Genomic DNA, 16265 nt, shown 5'->3' with positions numbered 1-16265 from the left:
CGGCCGACGGGATCGGACGGTGGGCGGGCGCGGGCCGGGAATCCGGGGGCGGGGCCCCCGGGACGGCGACGGCGGCCCGGGTCAGCAGCCCAGCAGGCGCTGCGCCAGGTAGCCCTCGATCTGGTCGAGGGAGACCCGCTCCTGCTTCATCGTGTCGCGCTCGCGCACGGTGACCGCGTTGTCCTCGAGGGTGTCGAAGTCGACGGTCACGCAGAACGGCGTACCGATCTCGTCCTGACGGCGGTAGCGGCGGCCGATGGCGCCCGCGTCGTCGAAGTCGATGTTCCAGTTCTGCCGCAGCGCCTGCGCGAGGCCCTTGGCCTTCGGCGACAGCTCCGGGTTGCGGGACAGCGGCAGCACGGCCACCTTCACCGGGGCGAGACGGTGGTCGAGGCGCAGCACCGTGCGCTTCTCCATCTTGCCCTTGGCGTTGGGCGCCTCGTCCTCGACGTACGCGTCGAGCAGGAAGGCCAGCATGGTGCGGCCGACACCCGCCGCCGGCTCGATGACGTACGGCGTCCAGCGCTCCCCGGCCTCCTGGTCGAAGTAGGAGAGGTCCTGGCCGGACGCCTTGGCGTGCGCGCCGAGGTCGTAGTCCGTGCGGTTGGCGACACCCTCCAGCTCGCCCCACTCACTGCCACCGAACTGGAAGCGGTACTCGATGTCCGCGGTCCGCTTCGAGTAGTGGGAGAGCTTCTCCTTCGGGTGGTCGTACCAGCGCATGTTCTCGGTGCGCAGGCCGAGGCCCGTGTACCAGTTCCAGCGCTGCTCCATCCAGTATTCCTGCCACTGCTCGTCCTCGCCCGGCTTGACGAAGAACTCCATCTCCATCTGCTCGAACTCGCGGGTGCGGAAGATGAAGTTGCCCGGCGTGATCTCGTTGCGGAACGACTTGCCCATCTGGGCGATGCCGAACGGCGGCTTGCGGCGCGAAGTGGTCTGCACCTGGGCGAAGTTGGTGAAGATGCCCTGGGCCGTCTCGGGGCGCAGGTAGGCGACCGAGCCGGAGTCCTGGGTCGGGCCGAGGTGCGTGGACAGCAGGCCGGAGAACTGCTTGGGCTCGGTGAACTGGCCCTTGTTGCCGCAGTTCGGGCAGTTGATGTCGGCCAGGCCGTTCGCCGGGGCGTGGCCCTTCTTCTCCTCGTAGGACTCTTCGAGGTGGTCGGCACGGAACCGCTTGTGGCACGCGGTGCACTCGGTCAGCGGGTCCGTGAAGGTGGCGACGTGGCCGGACGCGACCCAGACCTCGGGGGCCAGGATGACGGACGAGTCGATACCGACCACGTCCTCGCGGGACGTCACCATGTAGCGCCACCACTGGCGCTTGATGTTCTCCTTGAGCTCGACACCCAGCGGTCCGTAGTCCCAGGCGGCACGCTGACCGCCGTAGATCTCACTGCACGGGAAAACGAAGCCACGGCGCTTGCTCAGGCTGACGATGGTGTCGATCTTGTCGGCGGCCACGGTGCTCTCTTCATTACGACGACGGGCGTTGAAGCGAGATGCTTCCAGCGAATGCTTCAGGTTACCGGCGCAGGCTCCCCCACAACCAAATCGGCCCCGGTATACGGGCACCTCGGGGGCATCTCGGGCGGCTTGTTGACAACGGTTTCCATTTTTGTTGAAAATGACTGTCATGAACATACGTGGACGCCTCATACCCGCCGCCGCCCTGACCGCCGTCACCGCCCTCGGCCTCGGCACCCTCTCCGGCTGCTCCGGGAGCGGCACGGCGGCGACCGGTGACGGCAGGCTCGACGTCATCGCGTCCTTCTATCCGATGTCCTTCCTCGCCGAGCGGATCGGCGGCGACCACGTCCACGTCACCAGTCTCACCACCCCCGGCCAGGAGCCGCACGACCTGGAGATCAGCCCCAAGCAGATCGCGGCGATCGACGACGCCGACGCCGTCCTCTATCTCAAGAACCTCCAGCCCTCCGTGGACGCCGCGGTCGCGCAGTCCTCGGTGAGGACGAAGGTCGACGCCGCCTCCCTGGTCTCCATGGAGGCGCACGGCAACGAGGTCGGCGGGCACGCGGCCGCGCACGACACCGGCAAGGGCGAGGAGTCCGCGGGCCGGGACCCGCACATCTGGCTCGATCCGGTGCGCTACGCCCAGGTCGCCCAGGGCGTCGGCAAGGCCCTGGAGAAGGCCGACCCCCGGCACGCGGCCGACTACCGGAAGAACACCGCGGCCCTGGTCGGGCAGCTCGGTGACCTGGACCGGCGCTTCCGCACCGGCCTCGCGCACACCGAGTCCAAGGTCTTCATCACCACCCACGCCGCCTTCGGCTACCTCGCCGAGCGCTACGGCCTCACCGAGGAGGCGATCAACGGCCTCGACCCCGACTCGGAGCCGAGCGCCGCACGCGTGCGGGACCTGGAGCGGCTGGCGAAGGCCGACCACGTCTCGACCGTCTTCTACGAGACGCTCGTCAGCGACAAGACCGCGAAGACCATCGCGCACGACGCGGACCTGAAGACCGATGTCCTCGACCCGATCGAGGGGATCACGGGCAAGTCCCGCGGCAAGGACTACTTCTCCGTCCAGAACGCCAATCTCAAGGCGCTCCAGAAGGCGCTGGGCACCAAGTGACAGGAGTCAGCATGGAGACGCACGGCGAACCCGTCATATCCCTGCGCGGTGTACGGGCCGACCTCGGCGGCCGCCCGGTGCTGCGCGGCATCGATCTGACCGTCGGGAGCGGCGAGGTCGTCGCCCTGCTCGGGGCCAACGGCTCCGGCAAGTCCACGGCGATCCGTACGATCATCGGCCAGGTCCCCCTCGCCGACGGCGCCATCGAGCTGTTCGGCACCCCCCGGCGCGCCTTCCGCGACTGGTCCCGGGTGGGCTACGTACCGCAGCGCACCACGGCCGCGGGCGGTGTCCCGGCGACCGTCACCGAGATCGTCTCCTCCGGCCGGCTCGCCCGCACCCGCTTCGGCCCCTTCCGCAGGGCCGACCGGGACGCCGTGCGCGAGGCCCTGGAGCACGTCGGCATGGCGGACCGGGCCAGGGACTCGGTGAACGCCCTGTCCGGGGGCCAGCACCAGCGCGTGCTGATCGCCCGCGCGCTCGTCGCCCGCCCCGAACTGCTGATCATGGACGAGCCGATGGCCGGCGTCGACCTGGCCAGCCAGGAGATCCTGGCCCGGACGCTGAAGACGCAGGTGGAGGCCGGTACGACGGTCCTCCTCGTGCTGCATGAACTGGGGCCCCTGGAACCGCTGATCGACCGCGCGGTCGTCCTGCGCGACGGCTGCGTGCTGCACGACGGGCCGCCCCCGAGAGCCGTCGGCCAGCATGCGCTGCCGGGCCATGACCACGTACACCCGCACGCGCCCGCGGGCGCCGAACCGATCCGCACGGGACTGCTGAGCTGATGGACTTCCTGAACTACGCCTTCATGCAGCGGGCCCTGCTCGCCGCCGTCCTGGTCGGCATCACCGCCCCCGCCATCGGCATCTACCTGGTCCAGCGCCGCCAGGCCCTGATGGGCGACGGCATCGGACACGTCGCCATGACCGGCGTCGGCCTCGGCTTCCTGCTGTCCACCTCCCCGGTCTGGATGGCGACGGCGGTCTCCGTGCTCGGCGCCCTCCTGATGGAGCTGATCCGCTGGTACGGCAGGACGCGCGGCGACATCGCGCTGGCCATGCTCTTCTACGGCGGCATGGCGGGCGGCGTGATGTTCATCAACATGGCGCCGACGGGCTCCAACGCCAACCTGACGACCTACCTCTTCGGCTCCCTGTCCACGGTCTCCCCGTCCGACGTCCTCGCGATCTGCCTGCTGGCCGCGTTCGTGGTGCTGGTCACCCTCGGCCTGCGCCGCCAGCTGTTCGCGGTCAGCCAGGACGAGGAGTTCGCGCGGGTCACCGGGCTGCCGGTGCGCGCCCTGAACCTGCTGACGGCCGTCACGGCGGCGATCACGGTGACGGTCGCCATGCGCGTCGTCGGGCTGCTGCTGGTCTCCGCGCTGATGGTGGTGCCGGTGGCGGCGGCCCAGCAGCTCACCCGCAGCTTCGCCATGACGTTCGCGATCGCGGTGGCGCTCGGCATCACGGTGACCGTCAGCGGCACGATCGCGTCGTTCTACCAGGACGTTCCGCCCGGCGCGACGATCGTCCTGCTCACCATCGCCGCGTTCGTCGTCCTGACCGCGCTGGCCGCCCCGCTGGCCCGCCGACGCGCCCGCGCGGCCACGGCCGCGGGGTCCGGCGGGGACCCGGCGGAGTGTGTGATTCCGGCCGCGCGCGGCACGGGGGAGGAGATCGGCGCCTGACCCCCGGGGCCGCGGGCTGGCACAATGGCCCGCGTCAGGGGTGAGACGTGAGGAGGCAGCAGTGACGACCGCTGGACCGCCCGTGAAGGGCCGCGCGACCCGTCAGCGGGCAGCAGTGGCGGCCGCGCTGGACGAGGTCGACGAGTTCCGCAGCGCGCAGGAGCTCCACGACATGCTCAAGCACAAGGGCGACTCCGTCGGGCTCACCACCGTCTACCGCACGCTCCAGTCGCTCGCCGACGCCGGCGAGGTCGACGTGCTGCGCACCTCCGAGGGCGAGTCCGTCTACCGCCGCTGCTCCACCGGCGAACACCACCACCACCTGGTCTGCCGCGGCTGCGGCAAGGCGGTGGAGGTGGAGGGCCCGGCGGTGGAGAAGTGGGCCGAGGCGATCGCCGCGGAGCACGGGTATGTGAACGTGGCGCACACCGTGGAGATCTTCGGTACGTGCGCGGAGTGCGCCACGCGGAACGGCTGAGGGCGGCGGCTCGGTCGTCCAGGGGGCGGCCCAGCCGTTCGGGGGGACGGCTCAGCCGTCGCCCTCCATCGCCAGCAGCTCCTCGTTCGGGATCGCGCCGCCGAACCGCCGGTCGCGGGAGGCGAATTCCAGGCAGGCCCGCCACAGGTCGCGCCGGTCGAAGTCCGGCCACAGCACGTCCTGGAAGACCAGCTCGGCGTAAGCGCTCTGCCAGAGCAGGTAGTTGGACGTCCGCTGCTCCCCGCTGGGCCGCAGGAACATGTCGACGTCCGGCATGTCCGGGTAGTACAGGTACTTCTGGATCGTCTTCTCGGACACCTTCGACGGGTCCAGCCGCCCGGCCCGCACATCCTCGGCCAACGCCTTGGCCGCGTCGGCGAGTTCGGCCCGGCCGCCGTAGTTCATGCAGAAGTACAGGGTGAGCTTGTCGTTGTCCTTGGTCTGCTCCTGCGCGACCTGGAGCTCCTTGGCGACCGACTTCCACAGCCGGGGCATCCGCCCGGCCCAGCGCACCCGCACGCCCAGCGCGTCCAGCTGGTCCCGGCTCTTGCGGATGAAGTCGCGGTTGAAGTTCATGAGGAAGCGCACCTCCTCGGGCGAGCGCTTCCAGTTCTCGGTGGAGAAGGCGTACAGCGAGATGTTGCCCACGCCCATCTCGATCGCGCCCTGGAGCACGTCGAGCACCTGCTCGGCGCCGACCTTGTGCCCCTCGGTCCGCGGCAGCCCCCGCTCCTTGGCCCAGCGCCCGTTGCCGTCCATGACGATCGCCACGTGGTTCGGGACCAGCTCACCGGGGAGCCTCGGCGGACGGGCCCCGGAGGGGTGCGGCTCCGGCGCCGTGTACTCGCGCCGCTGGCGCCCCAGGATCCCGCGTACCACCATGTGCTCCGACTCCTCTACGACTTCTCCGGGCCGGCTCTCCTGGCCCGGCTAGGACTTTTCCACGTACCGCAGCGAGCGCAGCCCGCGTTCCAGATGCCAGTGCAGATAGGCGGAGACCAGCCCACTGCCCTCCCGGACGAACCGCGCCTCGCAGGCGTCCGCCGTCTCCCAGTCTCCCGTAAGCAGCGCGCCCAGCAGTACCAGGGTCCCCGGGGACGGTACGACGCTGCCGGGCACCCGGCAGTCCACGCACACGGAGCCGCCGGAGGCGACGGAGAAGAACCGGTTGGGGCCGGGCATCCCGCACCTGGCGCAGTCGCCGAAGGTGGGCGCGTACCCGTTGACGGCGAGCGAGCGCAGCAGGAACGCGTCCAGCACGAGGTTCGGGGCGTGCTCCCCCCGGGCCAGCGTCCGCAGGGCGCCGACCAGCAGCAGGTACTGCTGTACGGCCGGCTCGCCCTCGTGGTCGGTGAACCGCTCGGCGGTCTCCAGCATGGCCGTACCGGCGGTGTAGCGCGCGTAGTCGGTCACGATGCCGCCGCCGTAGGGCGCGATCGTCTCGCTCTGGGTGCACAGCGGCAGCCCCCGGCCGATCAGTTCGCTGCCGCGCGCGAAGAACTGCACGTCCACGTGGGAGAAGGGCTCAAGGCGGGCCCCGAACTTCGACTTGGTGCGCCGCACGCCCCGCGCCACGGCCCGCACCCGGCCGTGCCCCCGGGTGAGCAGGGTGATGATCCGGTCCGCCTCGCCCAGTTTCTGGGTGCGCAGCACGATGCCGTCGTCGCGGAACAGACTCATGCGGTCCATTGTCCCGTACCGGGAACCGGTCAGGGGCACGAACGCGTTCGTTACGATCGCGGCATGACAGCGAGAAGAGAGCCGGCCAGCCGCCGGGAGCGGCCCGCGAAGCCCGCGCTGACCCGGCGGGGCATCGTGGACACCGCCGTACGGCTCATGCGCGCCGAGGGGCTGGAGAAGGTCACCATGCGCCGGCTGGCGCAGGAGCTGGACACCGGCCCGGCCTCGCTGTACGTGTACGTGGCCAACACCGCCGAGCTGCACGCGGCCGTGCTGGACGCGCTGCTCGGCGAGGTGGACCTGGCGGCCGAGGGCGCCGGGGAGGACTGGCGGGAGCGGCTGCGGGCCGTCCTCGCGTCGTACACCCGCGTCCTGTTCACGCACCCGCAGCTCGCGCGGTCGGCCCTGGTCGCGCGGCCCAGCGGCGCGAACTACCTGCGGCTGCTGGAACGGATTCTGGACCTGCTCTCCCGCAGCGGCGCCGCGCGCGAGCAGGTCGCGTGGGGCGTCGACAAGCTGCTCCAGGACGCCACGGCGGCCGCCGCCGAGCACGCGACGCAGGCGCACGATCCCGCGCACACGGACGACTGGGACGCCCTCGCCCGGGCCCTGCACGCGGTGAGCGGGACGACGCATCCGGCGATCGCGGCGCACATGCCGATGCTGCTCGGCGGCGCGGTCGCGGACCGGATGCGCTGGAGCTTCGACGTGCTGGTCAACGGCATCACACGGACCCCGGTCCCGGACCCGGCGGACTGAGCGGAGCCACCCTCGCCCCCCCTCCCCCGGCCTCGCCGTGCGCTGCGACGAACTTGTTCGTCACGAACATGTTCGTTACAGTGACGGCGTTCGGTAGAGACCCCTTGGCCGCTCGGGAGGCCCCCTGTGACGTACGACAACCACGTCCCCATCGCGATCGTCGGCGCGGGCCTCGGCGGTCTGACGGCCGCCCGGGTGCTGCGGGTGCACGGGATCGAGGCGGCGGTCTTCGAGGCAGAGGCGTCCGCGGCGGCGCGTACGCAGGGCGGGATGCTCGACATCCACGAGGAGAACGGGCAGCGGGCACTGCACGCCGCGGCACTGCACGACGCGTTCCGGGAGCTGATCCACGAGGGCGGCCAGGCGATGCGGCTGGTCGGCCCCGACGGCACGGTGCACGTGTCCCGGGCGGACGACGGCGCGGGCGGCCGCCCGGAGGTGGACCGCGGTGCCCTGCGCGATCTGCTGCTGGACTCGCTGCCCGAGGGCACGATCCGGTGGGGCGCCAAGGTGACCGGGGCGCGGCCCCTGGGCGGGGGCCGGCACGAGGTGACGTTCGCCGACGGTTCCGCCGTCACCACGGATCTGCTGATCGGCGCGGACGGCGCGTGGTCACGGGTCCGGCCGCTGGTGTCGTCCGCGCGGCCCGCGTACACCGGGATCTCCTTCGTGGAGACGGATCTGCTGGACGCCGACGCCCGCCATCCGCGCAGTGCGGCGCTGATCGGGGGCGGGTTCTTCATCAGCCTGGGCGGCGGCCGCGGCTTTTTGGCCCACCGGGAGACCGACGGGAGCCTGCACGTCTACACGGCGGTGCGGGCGGACGAGGGCTGGCTCGGCACGATCGACTTCGGCGACACGGCGGCCGCGAAGGCGGCGGTGCTGGCGGGCTTCGAGGGCTGGGACGAGGGCCTGCGGGGGCTGGTCGCGGACGCCGACGGCGCGCTCACGCCGCGCCATATCCACGCCCTGCCCGCCGACCACCGCTGGGACCGGGTCCCGGGGGTGACCCTGCTGGGCGACGCCGCCCACCTGATGTCCCCCTTCGCCGGCGAGGGCGCCAACCTGGCCATGTACGACGGCGCGCTGCTCGCCGAGGCCATCGCCGCCCACCCCGGCGACACCGAATCCGCCCTGGCCGCCTACGAGTCGGCCCTCTTCCCCCGCGCCGAATCCTCCGCCCGCGAATCCGCCGCCAGCCTGAACGCCATGTTCGCCGACGACGGCATGGCCCGGATGCTCACGTTCTTCACGATGCGCGACTAACCCATTCGTGTAGGCCCCCTTGACCGCCCACATGGGTGCTTTTATGGTCACGCTGATCGAACCGGACGTAGGACGTCGTACCTCTTCTCGCCTCCCCGACCTCGCTGGAGGACCCGTGCGCGACGACGTGACCCGCGATGTGACGGCCCCGGGCCGGCGGTCTCTGCTCAGGGGGGTCGGGGCGTTCGGGCTGGCCGCCGCGCTGCCCGGCCTCGGTGCCTGCTCCGCGGGGCCGCAGTCCACGAACGACACCGGGAGCGGCGGCAGCGGCAGGGACCGGACGCTCACCGCCGTGATCGGGTACGGCAACGACGGCAGCTGGGATCCGACGCAGACCGCGTCGGCGTTCTCGATGGCGGCCAACAACCATGTCTACGAAGGGTTGTTGGACACCGATCCGATCACCCGGGTGCCGTACCCCGCGCTCGGCACCGAGGTGCCGAGCGACCGCGGCGCCACCACCTGGCACTTCCGGCTGCGGCCCGGCGCCACCTTCCACGACGGCAGGCCCGTCACCGCCGACGACGTCGTCTTCGTGTTCGACAGAATCCTCGACCCGAAGACCCCGACCCTCGCCAAGGGATTCTTCGAGAGCTGGCTGAAGGAGGTCCGGAGGACCGGCGGCGACAGCGTCGAGCTGGTGCTCAAGTTCCCCTTCCCGGACGGGCTCTCACGGCTCACGCTCGCCAAGATCATGCCCCGGCACGTGTTCGGGCGGCCCGGCGCGTGGGACGACGCGATCAAGGGGCTGGCGGTGGGGTCGGGGCCGTACCGGCAGACCGCGCACCACCCGAAGTCCAATACGACGTTCGAGGCGTACGACGGCTACAACGGCCCCCGCAGACCCGCGTTCCGGCGGATGAACTGGCTGACCATCGTGGACGCAGCCCCCCGCGTCGCCAGGATCTCCGGGTCCGACGCGGGCGCGCAGATCGCGGACAACATCCCGTACGCCAACATCGGCAGGCTCGAACAGGGCGGCCTGAAGGTCGCCGGCGGGGCCGGGATGAACAACCTGTTCCTGATGTTCGACACCCAGCACAAACCCTTCGACGACGTCCGGGTGCGCCAGGCCCTGCACTACGCCATCGACAAGGAGAAGATGGTCAGGGTCGCGCTCAAGGGGCACGGGAAGGCCGCCTCCTCCTTCCTCGACCAGGGCAACCCCGCGTACCGGCGGGCCAGGACCGTGTACGACTACGACCCGGAGAAGGCGAAGGCGCTGCTGAGGGCCGCCGGCGTCTCCGGCCTCGGCATCAACCTCCTGGCTGTCGACGTCAGCTGGATCGTGGACTGCCTGCCGACCGTCAAGGCGTCCTGGGACGCGATCGGCGTCCGCACCACCCTGGCCCCGCAGGAGACCACCGCCGTCTTCACCAAGATGGATCAGCGGCAGGACTACCAAGTCGTCGCCGCGGCGTCCGACCCGAACCAGTTCGGGCTCGACGCCGACCTGATCATGCACTACAACTACGGGCCGCAGAACCTCTGGATGCGGTACACCCGCTGGGCCGGCCACCCCGTCGCCAAGCGGCTCTTCACGGACATGGACCGCGCCACCCGGGAGCCGGACCCCGCGCGGAAGAGGGCGATGGTCCAGGACTACATCGACGTCGTCGCCGAACAGGCCGTGCTCTACCCGGTCGTCCACAACGAGCTGATGACCGCCTGGGACCCGCGCCTGCTCACCGGGATAAGGGCGCAGCCGTACCCGGGGATCAACGTGCTCCAGGCCACGTGGGTCTGACCGGATGACGGCCGTCGTCCGCATCCTGCTGCGCCGGATCGCCCTGCTGGTGCCGCTGATGCTGGGGATCGTGCTCTTCGTGTTCCTGGTGATGCGGTTCTCGGACGTCGACCCGGCCTCCGCGTTCTTCCAGGGCGCGAACCCGACCCCCCGGCAGCTGCACGAATTCCGTGAAGCGAACGGTCTGTCGGACCCGCTGCCCCTGCGCTACGTCCACTTCGTCGGCGCCCTGCTGCACGGCGACCTCGGCACCAGCGCCCTGACCCGCGCCCCCGTCGCCGACCAGGTCACCACCGCGCTCCCCCTCACCCTCCAACTGACCTTCCTGGGCCTCGCGTTCGCGGTCGCCTTGGCGCTCGCGGGCGGGGTGACGGCCGCGGTGTACCGGGACCGGTTCCCCGACCAGGCCATCCGGGTCCTGTCGCTGATCGGGGTCGCCGCGCCCGGCTTCTGGCTGGCGCTGCTGATGATCCAGTACCTGGCGGTGGACCGGGGCTGGTTCCCGGCCGGCGGCTACATCAACCCGGCCGACTCCGTCACCGGCTGGCTCAGAACCATGGCACTGCCCGCCGTCGCGCTGTCACTGCCGGTGGCCGCCCAGCTCACCCGGATCGTGCGCACCTCGGTGGTGGAGGAGCTGGACAAGGACTACGTGCGCACCGCGATCGGCGGCGGGCTGCCGCCCTGGGTCGTCGTCGGGCGCAACGTCCTTCGGAACGCCCTGGTCAACCCGCTGACCGTGCTCGGCCTGCGGGTCGGCTATCTGCTGGGCGGCGCCGTCGTGATCGAGACGATCTTCTCGCTGCCGGGGATGGGGAAGCTGATGATCGACGCCGTGCAGAACGGCGATCCCGCGGTGGTCCAGGGCGTCGTCCTGACCACGGCCACCGGGTTCGTCGTGGTCAACCTCGTCATCGACCTCCTGTATCTGCTGGTCAACCCCCGGCTGCGGGCGTCCTGATGATCACCCGTGCCGGGCTCGCCGAACGGCTCGCCGCCCCCCGGGTGCGGCCGCGCGGCCGGCGCCGGCTGCCACCGCTGTCCCAGGCCGCCGCCTGCTTCCTCGCCCTCGTCGTCCTCGTCGCCCTCCTCGCGCCCCTGCTCGCCCCCGACGACCCGCTCGACCAGCAGGACCCGGTGGGCGGCACCGGACATCCGTCCGCCGCGCACTGGATGGGCCAGGACAGCCTGGGCCGGGACATCCTCAGCCGGCTGATGTACGGCGCCCGGTGGTCGCTCGCGATCGGGCTCGGCGCCACCGCGCTGGCCCTGGTCGTCGGGGCGGTGCTCGGGGCGGTCGCGGCGACCTCGCGCAAGGCCGTCGACGAGACGCTGATGCGCTGTCTGGACGTGGTGATGGCGTTCCCGGGGATCGCCCTCGCGGCCGTGCTCGTCGCGGTGTTCGGCGGCGGGATCGGCGTGCTGATCTGCGCCATCGCCTTCCTGTTCACGCCGCCGGTGGCACGCGTCGTACGGGCCAATGTGCTCGACCAGTACGGCGAGGACTACGTCACCGCGGAACGGGTGATCGGCGCCCGCACCCCGCACATCGTGCTGCGCCATGTGGCCGTCAACTGTGCCGCCCCGGTACTGGTGTTCTGCACGGTGCAGGTCGCCGAGGCGATCGTGTTCGAGGCGTCGCTGTCCTTCATCGGGGCGGGGGTGCGGCCCCCGGACCCCTCGTGGGGCAGTGTCATCGCGGACGGCAAGAACATGGTGCTGACCGGCGGCTGGTGGGCGACCGTCTTCCCCGGGCTGCTGATCCTGCTGACCGTGCTCTCGCTGAACATCCTCGCCGAGGGCGTCTCGGACGCGTGGGCCGCCCCGGCGCCCCGGGAGGTCGAGGCGGCCGACGAGCCCGGGGCAGCGGCGGGTCCGGGCGAGGTGCTGCGGCTGCCCGGCCTCGCCGAGGCCGCCGGCAGGCTGCGCTCCCGTGCCCGGCCGCTCCCGGACCGCACCGGGCCGCCCGTGCTCGCCGTGGAGAACCTGGCCGTCGGATTCCCCGGCCGGCACCGGGGCGTGGACATCGTCGCCGGGGTCGGCTTCGAGGTGTACCCCGGTGAAGTGCTGGGCCTGGTCGGCGAGTCGGGGTGCGGGAAGTCGCTGACCGCGCTCACCGTCATGGGGCTCCAGCCGCCCGGCGCCCGGGTGCGCGGCCAGGTCCGCTTCCGGCGGCGCGATCTGCTCGCCGAACCCGCCCGCGCCCGGCGGAAGCTGCTGGGCCACGAGATGGCGATGGTCTACCAGGACGCGCTGTCCTCCCTGAACCCGGCCATGACCGTCCGCGCCCAGCTGGGGCAGCTGGTACGGCGTGGCGGACGCCGGAGCCCGGCCGAACTGCTGGGACTCGTCGGCCTCGATCCCGAGCGCACCCTGCGCAGCTATCCGCACGAGCTGTCCGGCGGGCAGCGCCAGCGGGTGCTGATCGCCATGGCGCTGTCCCGCGACCCGAGCCTGATCATCGCCGACGAGCCGACGACCGCGCTGGACGTCACCGTGCAGGCCCAGGTGATGGAACTGCTGCTGCGGCTGCGCGCGGAACTGGGCTTCGCGCTGGTCCTGGTCTCGCACGATCTGGCGCTGGTCGCGGACGTCACCGACCGGGTGGTGGTGATGTACGGCGGGCAGATCGTGGAGAGCGGGGTGACCGCCGAGCTGGTGGCGGCGCCGGCCCACCACTACGCGCGCGCTCTGCTCGGCAGCGTGCTCTCGCTGGAGTCCGCCGCGGAACGGATGACACAGATCCCGGGCGTCGTACCGTCCCCCGCCGACTTCCCGCCCGGCTGCCGGTTCGCCGGCCGGTGCCCGCTGGCGAGCGAGGTGTGCCGCACACGGGCTCCGGTCCTCACGGGCCCCGCGACCCACACGGTCGCCTGCCACCACCCGGCACCCGCCGACCGCGAGGAGGCCGTCCAGTGAACGCCGTGACCAAAGCCGCGTCCCCGTGGCGGAGGTGCCGGGCGGGCGCCGGGGGCCCGTTCCCGCCGGGCCGGGCGCACCCACCGGCCGGCGGGACGCGCCGCACACGGTCACCGGCCCTCGCCGGCCCCGCCCGGCACACGGCCACCCGCCGCCGACCCGCCCCCGCCGGCCGCGAGGAGGCCGTCCGGTGAACGCCGTGACGGATGCGGGCCGGCCGATGAACCCCCTGGCGGAGGCGCCCGTCGTGGAGGTGCGGGGGGTGCACGTGGTGCACCGGGCGCGCAGCGGGGGCCTGTTCAAGCGGGACCGGGTGTACGCGCTGACCGGTGCCGATCTCACGGTGGCGGCCGGCGAGACGGTGGGCGTCGTCGGGGAGTCGGGGTGCGGGAAGTCGACGCTGGCGAAGGTGCTGGTCGGGGTGGAGCGGCCGGCCGCGGGGACGGTGGCGTTCCGGGGGCGGGACCTGTGGGCGATGCCGGGCGCCGAGCGGCGGGCGGCGGTCGGCGCGGGCACCGGCATGATCTTCCAGGACCCCGCGACCGCCCTGAACCGGCGGCTCACCGTCCGCCGCATCCTGCGCGATCCGCTGGATGTGCACGAGCGCGGCACCCGGACGAGGCGGGAGGCGCGGGTAAGGGAGTTGATGGGGCTGGTCGGGCTGCCCCGGGGGCTCGCGGAGGCGCTGCCCGGGCAGTTGTCCGGCGGGCAGCGGCAGCGCGTCGCCATCGCCCGCGCGCTCGCCCTGGACCCGGCACTGGTGGTCGCCGACGAGCCGACCAGCGCGCTGGACGTGTCGGTGCGCGCGCAGATCCTCAATCTGCTGCTCGACCTCAAGGACCGACTCGGGCTGGCGCTGGTGTTCGTCTCGCACGACATCCAGACGGTACGGCGGATGAGCGACCGGGTGGTCACCATGTACCTGGGCCGGATCGTGGAGGAGACCCCGGCGGACCGGGTGAGCGACCGGGCCCGGCATCCGTACACCCGCGCCCTGTTCTCGGCCACCCCTGGGCTGCTGCACCCCGTCGACCCGATCCCGCTGGCCGGCCCGGTGCCGTCGGCGACCCGGCCGCCGAGCGGCTGCCCCTTCCGCACCCGGTGCTGGAAGGCGGACGCGGTGTGCGCACAGGTGATGCCGGATTTCTCGGCCGCGTCGCACCCGGCACATCGCTACCGCTGTCACCATCCTGTGCAGGAGGACCTGTCGACCCGCGGCCTCACCCGCAGGAGCCGTGAATGACCTTCCCCGCCCCGCTCACCGGAGTCGTCCCGCCCGTCTGCACGCCGCTGACGCCCGAGCGCGAGGTCGATGTGCCCTCGCTGCTGCGGCTGGTGGACCATCTCGTGGGCGCGGGGGTGCACGGGCTGTTCGTGCTCGGCTCGACCTCGGAGGCGGCCTTCCTCACGGACACCCAGCGGCGCCGGGTGGTGGAGGCGGTCGCGGGGCACGTGGGCGGTCAGCTGCCGGTGCTGGCCGGGGTGATCGACATGACGACCCCGAGGGTCCTGGACCAGGTCCGCACCGCCACGGCGGCGGGCGCGGAGGCCGTCGTGGTCACCGCGCCGTTCTACGCCCGCACCCACCCCTCGGAGATCGTCCACCACTACCGCCGGATCGCGGCCCTGAGCCCGGTGCCGGTGATCGCCTACGACATCCCGGTCGCCGTGCACACCAAGCTGCCCCCCGAGCTGGTGCTGGGGCTCGCCGGGGACGGGGTGCTGGCCGGGATCAAGGACTCCAGCGGTGATCTGGCGGCCTTCCGCGAGCTGGTCACCGGGGCTCGCGCCCACCCCGGTTTCGCGGTGCTGACCGGCTCCGAGCTGATCGCCGACGCCGCGCTGGCGCTGGGCGCGGACGGGGCGGTCCCGGGGCTCGCCAATGTCGATCCGCACGGATACGTACGGCTCTACCGGCAGTGCCGGGCGGGCGACTGGGAGGGGGCGCGGGCCGAACAGGACCGGCTGTGCGCGCTGTTCGGGCTGACCGGGGCGGGTGATCCGGCGCGGATGGGCGGCAGCTCCTCGGCGCTGGGCGCGTTCAAGGCGGCCCTGCATCTGCGGGGCGTGATCGACTGCCCGGTCACCGCGGAGCCGCAGGTGCCGCTGTCGGGCGAGGAGACGGAGAAGGTCGCCAAGTTCCTCGCCTCGGCGGGGCTGTTGTAGCCGGTCCGCGCCGGGGGTCCGCACGGCGCGGACCCGCGCCCGCCCGGCTCAGTCCGGTTCGGGTCCGCCGGTGACGCGGGTCTCCGCCCAGGTGAGCAGCTCCGGTTCGCGCAGCGACGGCAGCCACAGGTCGGCCCGCTTCGCGCCGTCCGCGGCGGGGCGGGGGCCGACCCCGAGGACCCGCAGTCCGGCGCGGTGGGCGGACTCCACCCCGGTCAGGGAGTCCTCGACGGCGAGCGCCCGGAGCGGGGGCACCCCGCACAGGCGGGCCGCCAGGAGGTAGACGTCCGGCCAGGGTTTGGGCCGTACGGAATCCCCGGTCTCGGGGACGACGATGTGCTGGAAGTGCGTGCGCAGCCCGGCCCGTTCGAGGCTGCCCTCGACCACCACCATCGGGCAGTTGCTGGCCACCGCCAGCGGCAGCCGCCCGGACAGCGTCCGTACGAGCTGGACGGCGCCCGGCATGGTGACCGGGTCGTCGGTGACCAGCTCCAGGAAGTGGTCCAGGAGCGCTCCCGTGAGGCCGGCCGCCAGCTCGGGCTTGTGCACCGAGTCCGCCATCAGGCGGCCGCACTCCTCGTAGTGCATGCCCTTGGCCTGCTCGGCGAAGCCGGGCGGCGCCTGGAGGCCGAATTCCCGGAAGGCCAGGACGCGGGCCTGAACCCAATGGCGTTCGCTGTCCATCAGGGTGCCGTCGCAGTCGAAGACGACGGCCTCGGGCGACCAGTCGAGCAGGGGGCGGACATGAGGGGTCACAGGGGCCTCCTAGGGTGGCAGGGACAGGGGGTGGCGTGCGGAGCACGCGGCATTGAAATGCGTCATTCCCGACGTTCCACAGGAAACGGAAAGATAGCGACGACTACGATATTTTCGTGGCGGCAAATCAGGCAATAACCCCATGGAGGGACTGGACCGCAGCGCTGTCCGGGTGTATGGGACGGAGAGGACACACCCCTTACCACCC

Annotated in this window: 15 protein-coding genes; 11 read left to right on the top strand and 4 right to left on the bottom strand. The window is 72.1% G+C overall.

Annotated features, from left to right (window positions below; all coding sequences use genetic code 11):
• Positions 1-81: 81 nt before the first annotated feature.
• Positions 82-1464, bottom strand: a complete 1383-nt coding sequence (locus GHR20_RS24500; RefSeq protein WP_111582091.1) for a glycine--tRNA ligase — start codon at positions 1462-1464, stop codon at positions 82-84.
• Between the two features lie 172 nt (positions 1465-1636).
• Here GHR20_RS24500 and GHR20_RS24495 point away from each other — a divergent pair, with 172 nt between their 5' ends.
• The 4 genes from GHR20_RS24495 to GHR20_RS24480 all read left to right on the top strand — a co-directional run bounded on the left by GHR20_RS24495 (position 1637) and on the right by GHR20_RS24480 (position 4764).
• The gene (locus tag GHR20_RS24495) at positions 1637-2596 is read left to right on the top strand and encodes a metal ABC transporter substrate-binding protein (protein WP_153814386.1); all 960 of its coding nucleotides are present in this window, start codon (positions 1637-1639) and stop codon (positions 2594-2596) included.
• A gap of 11 nt (positions 2597-2607) precedes the next feature.
• Positions 2608-3384 (top strand): metal ABC transporter ATP-binding protein, encoded by a 777-nt coding sequence (locus GHR20_RS24490; RefSeq protein WP_153814385.1) that lies wholly within the window; start codon positions 2608-2610, stop codon positions 3382-3384.
• Positions 3384-4286, top strand: a complete 903-nt coding sequence (locus GHR20_RS24485; protein ID WP_111582088.1) for a metal ABC transporter permease — start codon at positions 3384-3386, stop codon at positions 4284-4286. Before GHR20_RS24490 ends, GHR20_RS24485 begins: the two co-directional genes overlap by 1 nt.
• 61 nt (positions 4287-4347) lie before the next feature.
• On the top strand, positions 4348-4764 hold the full coding sequence (locus GHR20_RS24480; RefSeq protein WP_111582087.1) for a transcriptional repressor: 417 nt from the start codon (positions 4348-4350) through the stop codon (positions 4762-4764).
• Positions 4765-4815: 51 nt separating this feature from the next.
• Here GHR20_RS24480 and GHR20_RS24475 read toward each other — a convergent pair whose 3' ends face one another.
• Together GHR20_RS24475 and recO are read right to left on the bottom strand one after the other, a co-directional pair.
• Positions 4816-5646 (bottom strand): isoprenyl transferase, encoded by an 831-nt coding sequence (locus GHR20_RS24475; protein WP_111582086.1) that lies wholly within the window; start codon positions 5644-5646, stop codon positions 4816-4818.
• A gap of 48 nt (positions 5647-5694) precedes the next feature.
• On the bottom strand, positions 5695-6444 hold the full coding sequence (recO, locus tag GHR20_RS24470) for a DNA repair protein RecO (RefSeq protein WP_161215361.1): 750 nt from the start codon (positions 6442-6444) through the stop codon (positions 5695-5697).
• Positions 6445-6507: 63 nt separating this feature from the next.
• Here recO and GHR20_RS24465 point away from each other — a divergent pair, with 63 nt between their 5' ends.
• The 7 genes from GHR20_RS24465 to GHR20_RS24435 all read left to right on the top strand — a co-directional run bounded on the left by GHR20_RS24465 (position 6508) and on the right by GHR20_RS24435 (position 15301).
• The gene (locus GHR20_RS24465; RefSeq protein ID WP_153814384.1) at positions 6508-7203 is read left to right on the top strand and encodes a TetR family transcriptional regulator; all 696 of its coding nucleotides are present in this window, start codon (positions 6508-6510) and stop codon (positions 7201-7203) included.
• A gap of 126 nt (positions 7204-7329) precedes the next feature.
• Complete coding sequence (locus tag GHR20_RS24460) at positions 7330-8469, top strand: NAD(P)/FAD-dependent oxidoreductase (RefSeq protein ID WP_153814383.1); 1140 nt, start codon at positions 7330-7332, stop codon at positions 8467-8469.
• 115 nt (positions 8470-8584) lie between these two features.
• A complete protein-coding gene (locus GHR20_RS24455) occupies positions 8585-10216 on the top strand; it encodes an ABC transporter substrate-binding protein (RefSeq protein WP_243878121.1) in 1632 nt (543 codons plus the stop codon).
• 4 nt (positions 10217-10220) lie between these two features.
• Positions 10221-11177, top strand: coding sequence for an ABC transporter permease (locus tag GHR20_RS24450; RefSeq protein WP_153814381.1), 957 nt, complete (start codon positions 10221-10223; stop codon positions 11175-11177).
• On the top strand, positions 11177-13135 hold the full coding sequence (locus tag GHR20_RS24445; RefSeq protein WP_153814380.1) for a dipeptide/oligopeptide/nickel ABC transporter permease/ATP-binding protein: 1959 nt from the start codon (positions 11177-11179) through the stop codon (positions 13133-13135). Before GHR20_RS24450 ends, GHR20_RS24445 begins: the two co-directional genes overlap by 1 nt.
• Before the next feature lie 220 nt (positions 13136-13355).
• Complete coding sequence (locus GHR20_RS24440; protein WP_153816115.1) at positions 13356-14378, top strand: ABC transporter ATP-binding protein; 1023 nt, start codon at positions 13356-13358, stop codon at positions 14376-14378.
• Positions 14375-15301, top strand: coding sequence for a dihydrodipicolinate synthase family protein (locus tag GHR20_RS24435; protein ID WP_153814379.1), 927 nt, complete (start codon positions 14375-14377; stop codon positions 15299-15301). Before GHR20_RS24440 ends, GHR20_RS24435 begins: the two co-directional genes overlap by 4 nt.
• 48 nt (positions 15302-15349) lie before the next feature.
• Here the strand turns inward: GHR20_RS24435 and GHR20_RS24430 are convergent, their stop codons facing one another.
• Complete coding sequence (locus GHR20_RS24430) at positions 15350-16057, bottom strand: HAD family phosphatase (RefSeq protein ID WP_153814378.1); 708 nt, start codon at positions 16055-16057, stop codon at positions 15350-15352.
• Positions 16058-16265: the final 208 nt, after the last annotated feature.

The organism is Streptomyces sp. SUK 48 (assembly GCF_009650765.1).
Classification (GTDB): Bacteria; Actinomycetota; Actinomycetes; order Streptomycetales; family Streptomycetaceae; genus Streptomyces.
Note: the sequence above shows the minus strand (reverse complement) of the source record. Positions and strands in the feature narration are given on the sequence as shown.

Bases quoted from the DNA above. Each gene is read 5' to 3' on its own strand.
- GHR20_RS24495 (WP_153814386.1), top strand. From the start codon at position 1,637: ATGAACATACGTGGACGCCTCATACCCGCCGCCGCCCTGACCGCCGTC.
- GHR20_RS24490 (WP_153814385.1), top strand. From the start codon at position 2,608: ATGGAGACGCACGGCGAACCCGTCATATCCCTGCGCGGTGTACGGGCC.
- GHR20_RS24485 (WP_111582088.1), top strand. From the start codon at position 3,384: ATGGACTTCCTGAACTACGCCTTCATGCAGCGGGCCCTGCTCGCCGCC.
- GHR20_RS24475 (WP_111582086.1), bottom strand. From the start codon at position 5,646: ATGGTGGTACGCGGGATCCTGGGGCGCCAGCGGCGCGAGTACACGGCG.
- recO (WP_161215361.1), bottom strand. From the start codon at position 6,444: ATGAGTCTGTTCCGCGACGACGGCATCGTGCTGCGCACCCAGAAACTG.
- GHR20_RS24465 (WP_153814384.1), top strand. From the start codon at position 6,508: ATGACAGCGAGAAGAGAGCCGGCCAGCCGCCGGGAGCGGCCCGCGAAG.
- GHR20_RS24450 (WP_153814381.1), top strand. From the start codon at position 10,221: ATGACGGCCGTCGTCCGCATCCTGCTGCGCCGGATCGCCCTGCTGGTG.
- GHR20_RS24445 (WP_153814380.1), top strand. From the start codon at position 11,177: ATGATCACCCGTGCCGGGCTCGCCGAACGGCTCGCCGCCCCCCGGGTG.
- GHR20_RS24440 (WP_153816115.1), top strand. From the start codon at position 13,356: ATGAACCCCCTGGCGGAGGCGCCCGTCGTGGAGGTGCGGGGGGTGCAC.
- GHR20_RS24435 (WP_153814379.1), top strand. From the start codon at position 14,375: ATGACCTTCCCCGCCCCGCTCACCGGAGTCGTCCCGCCCGTCTGCACG.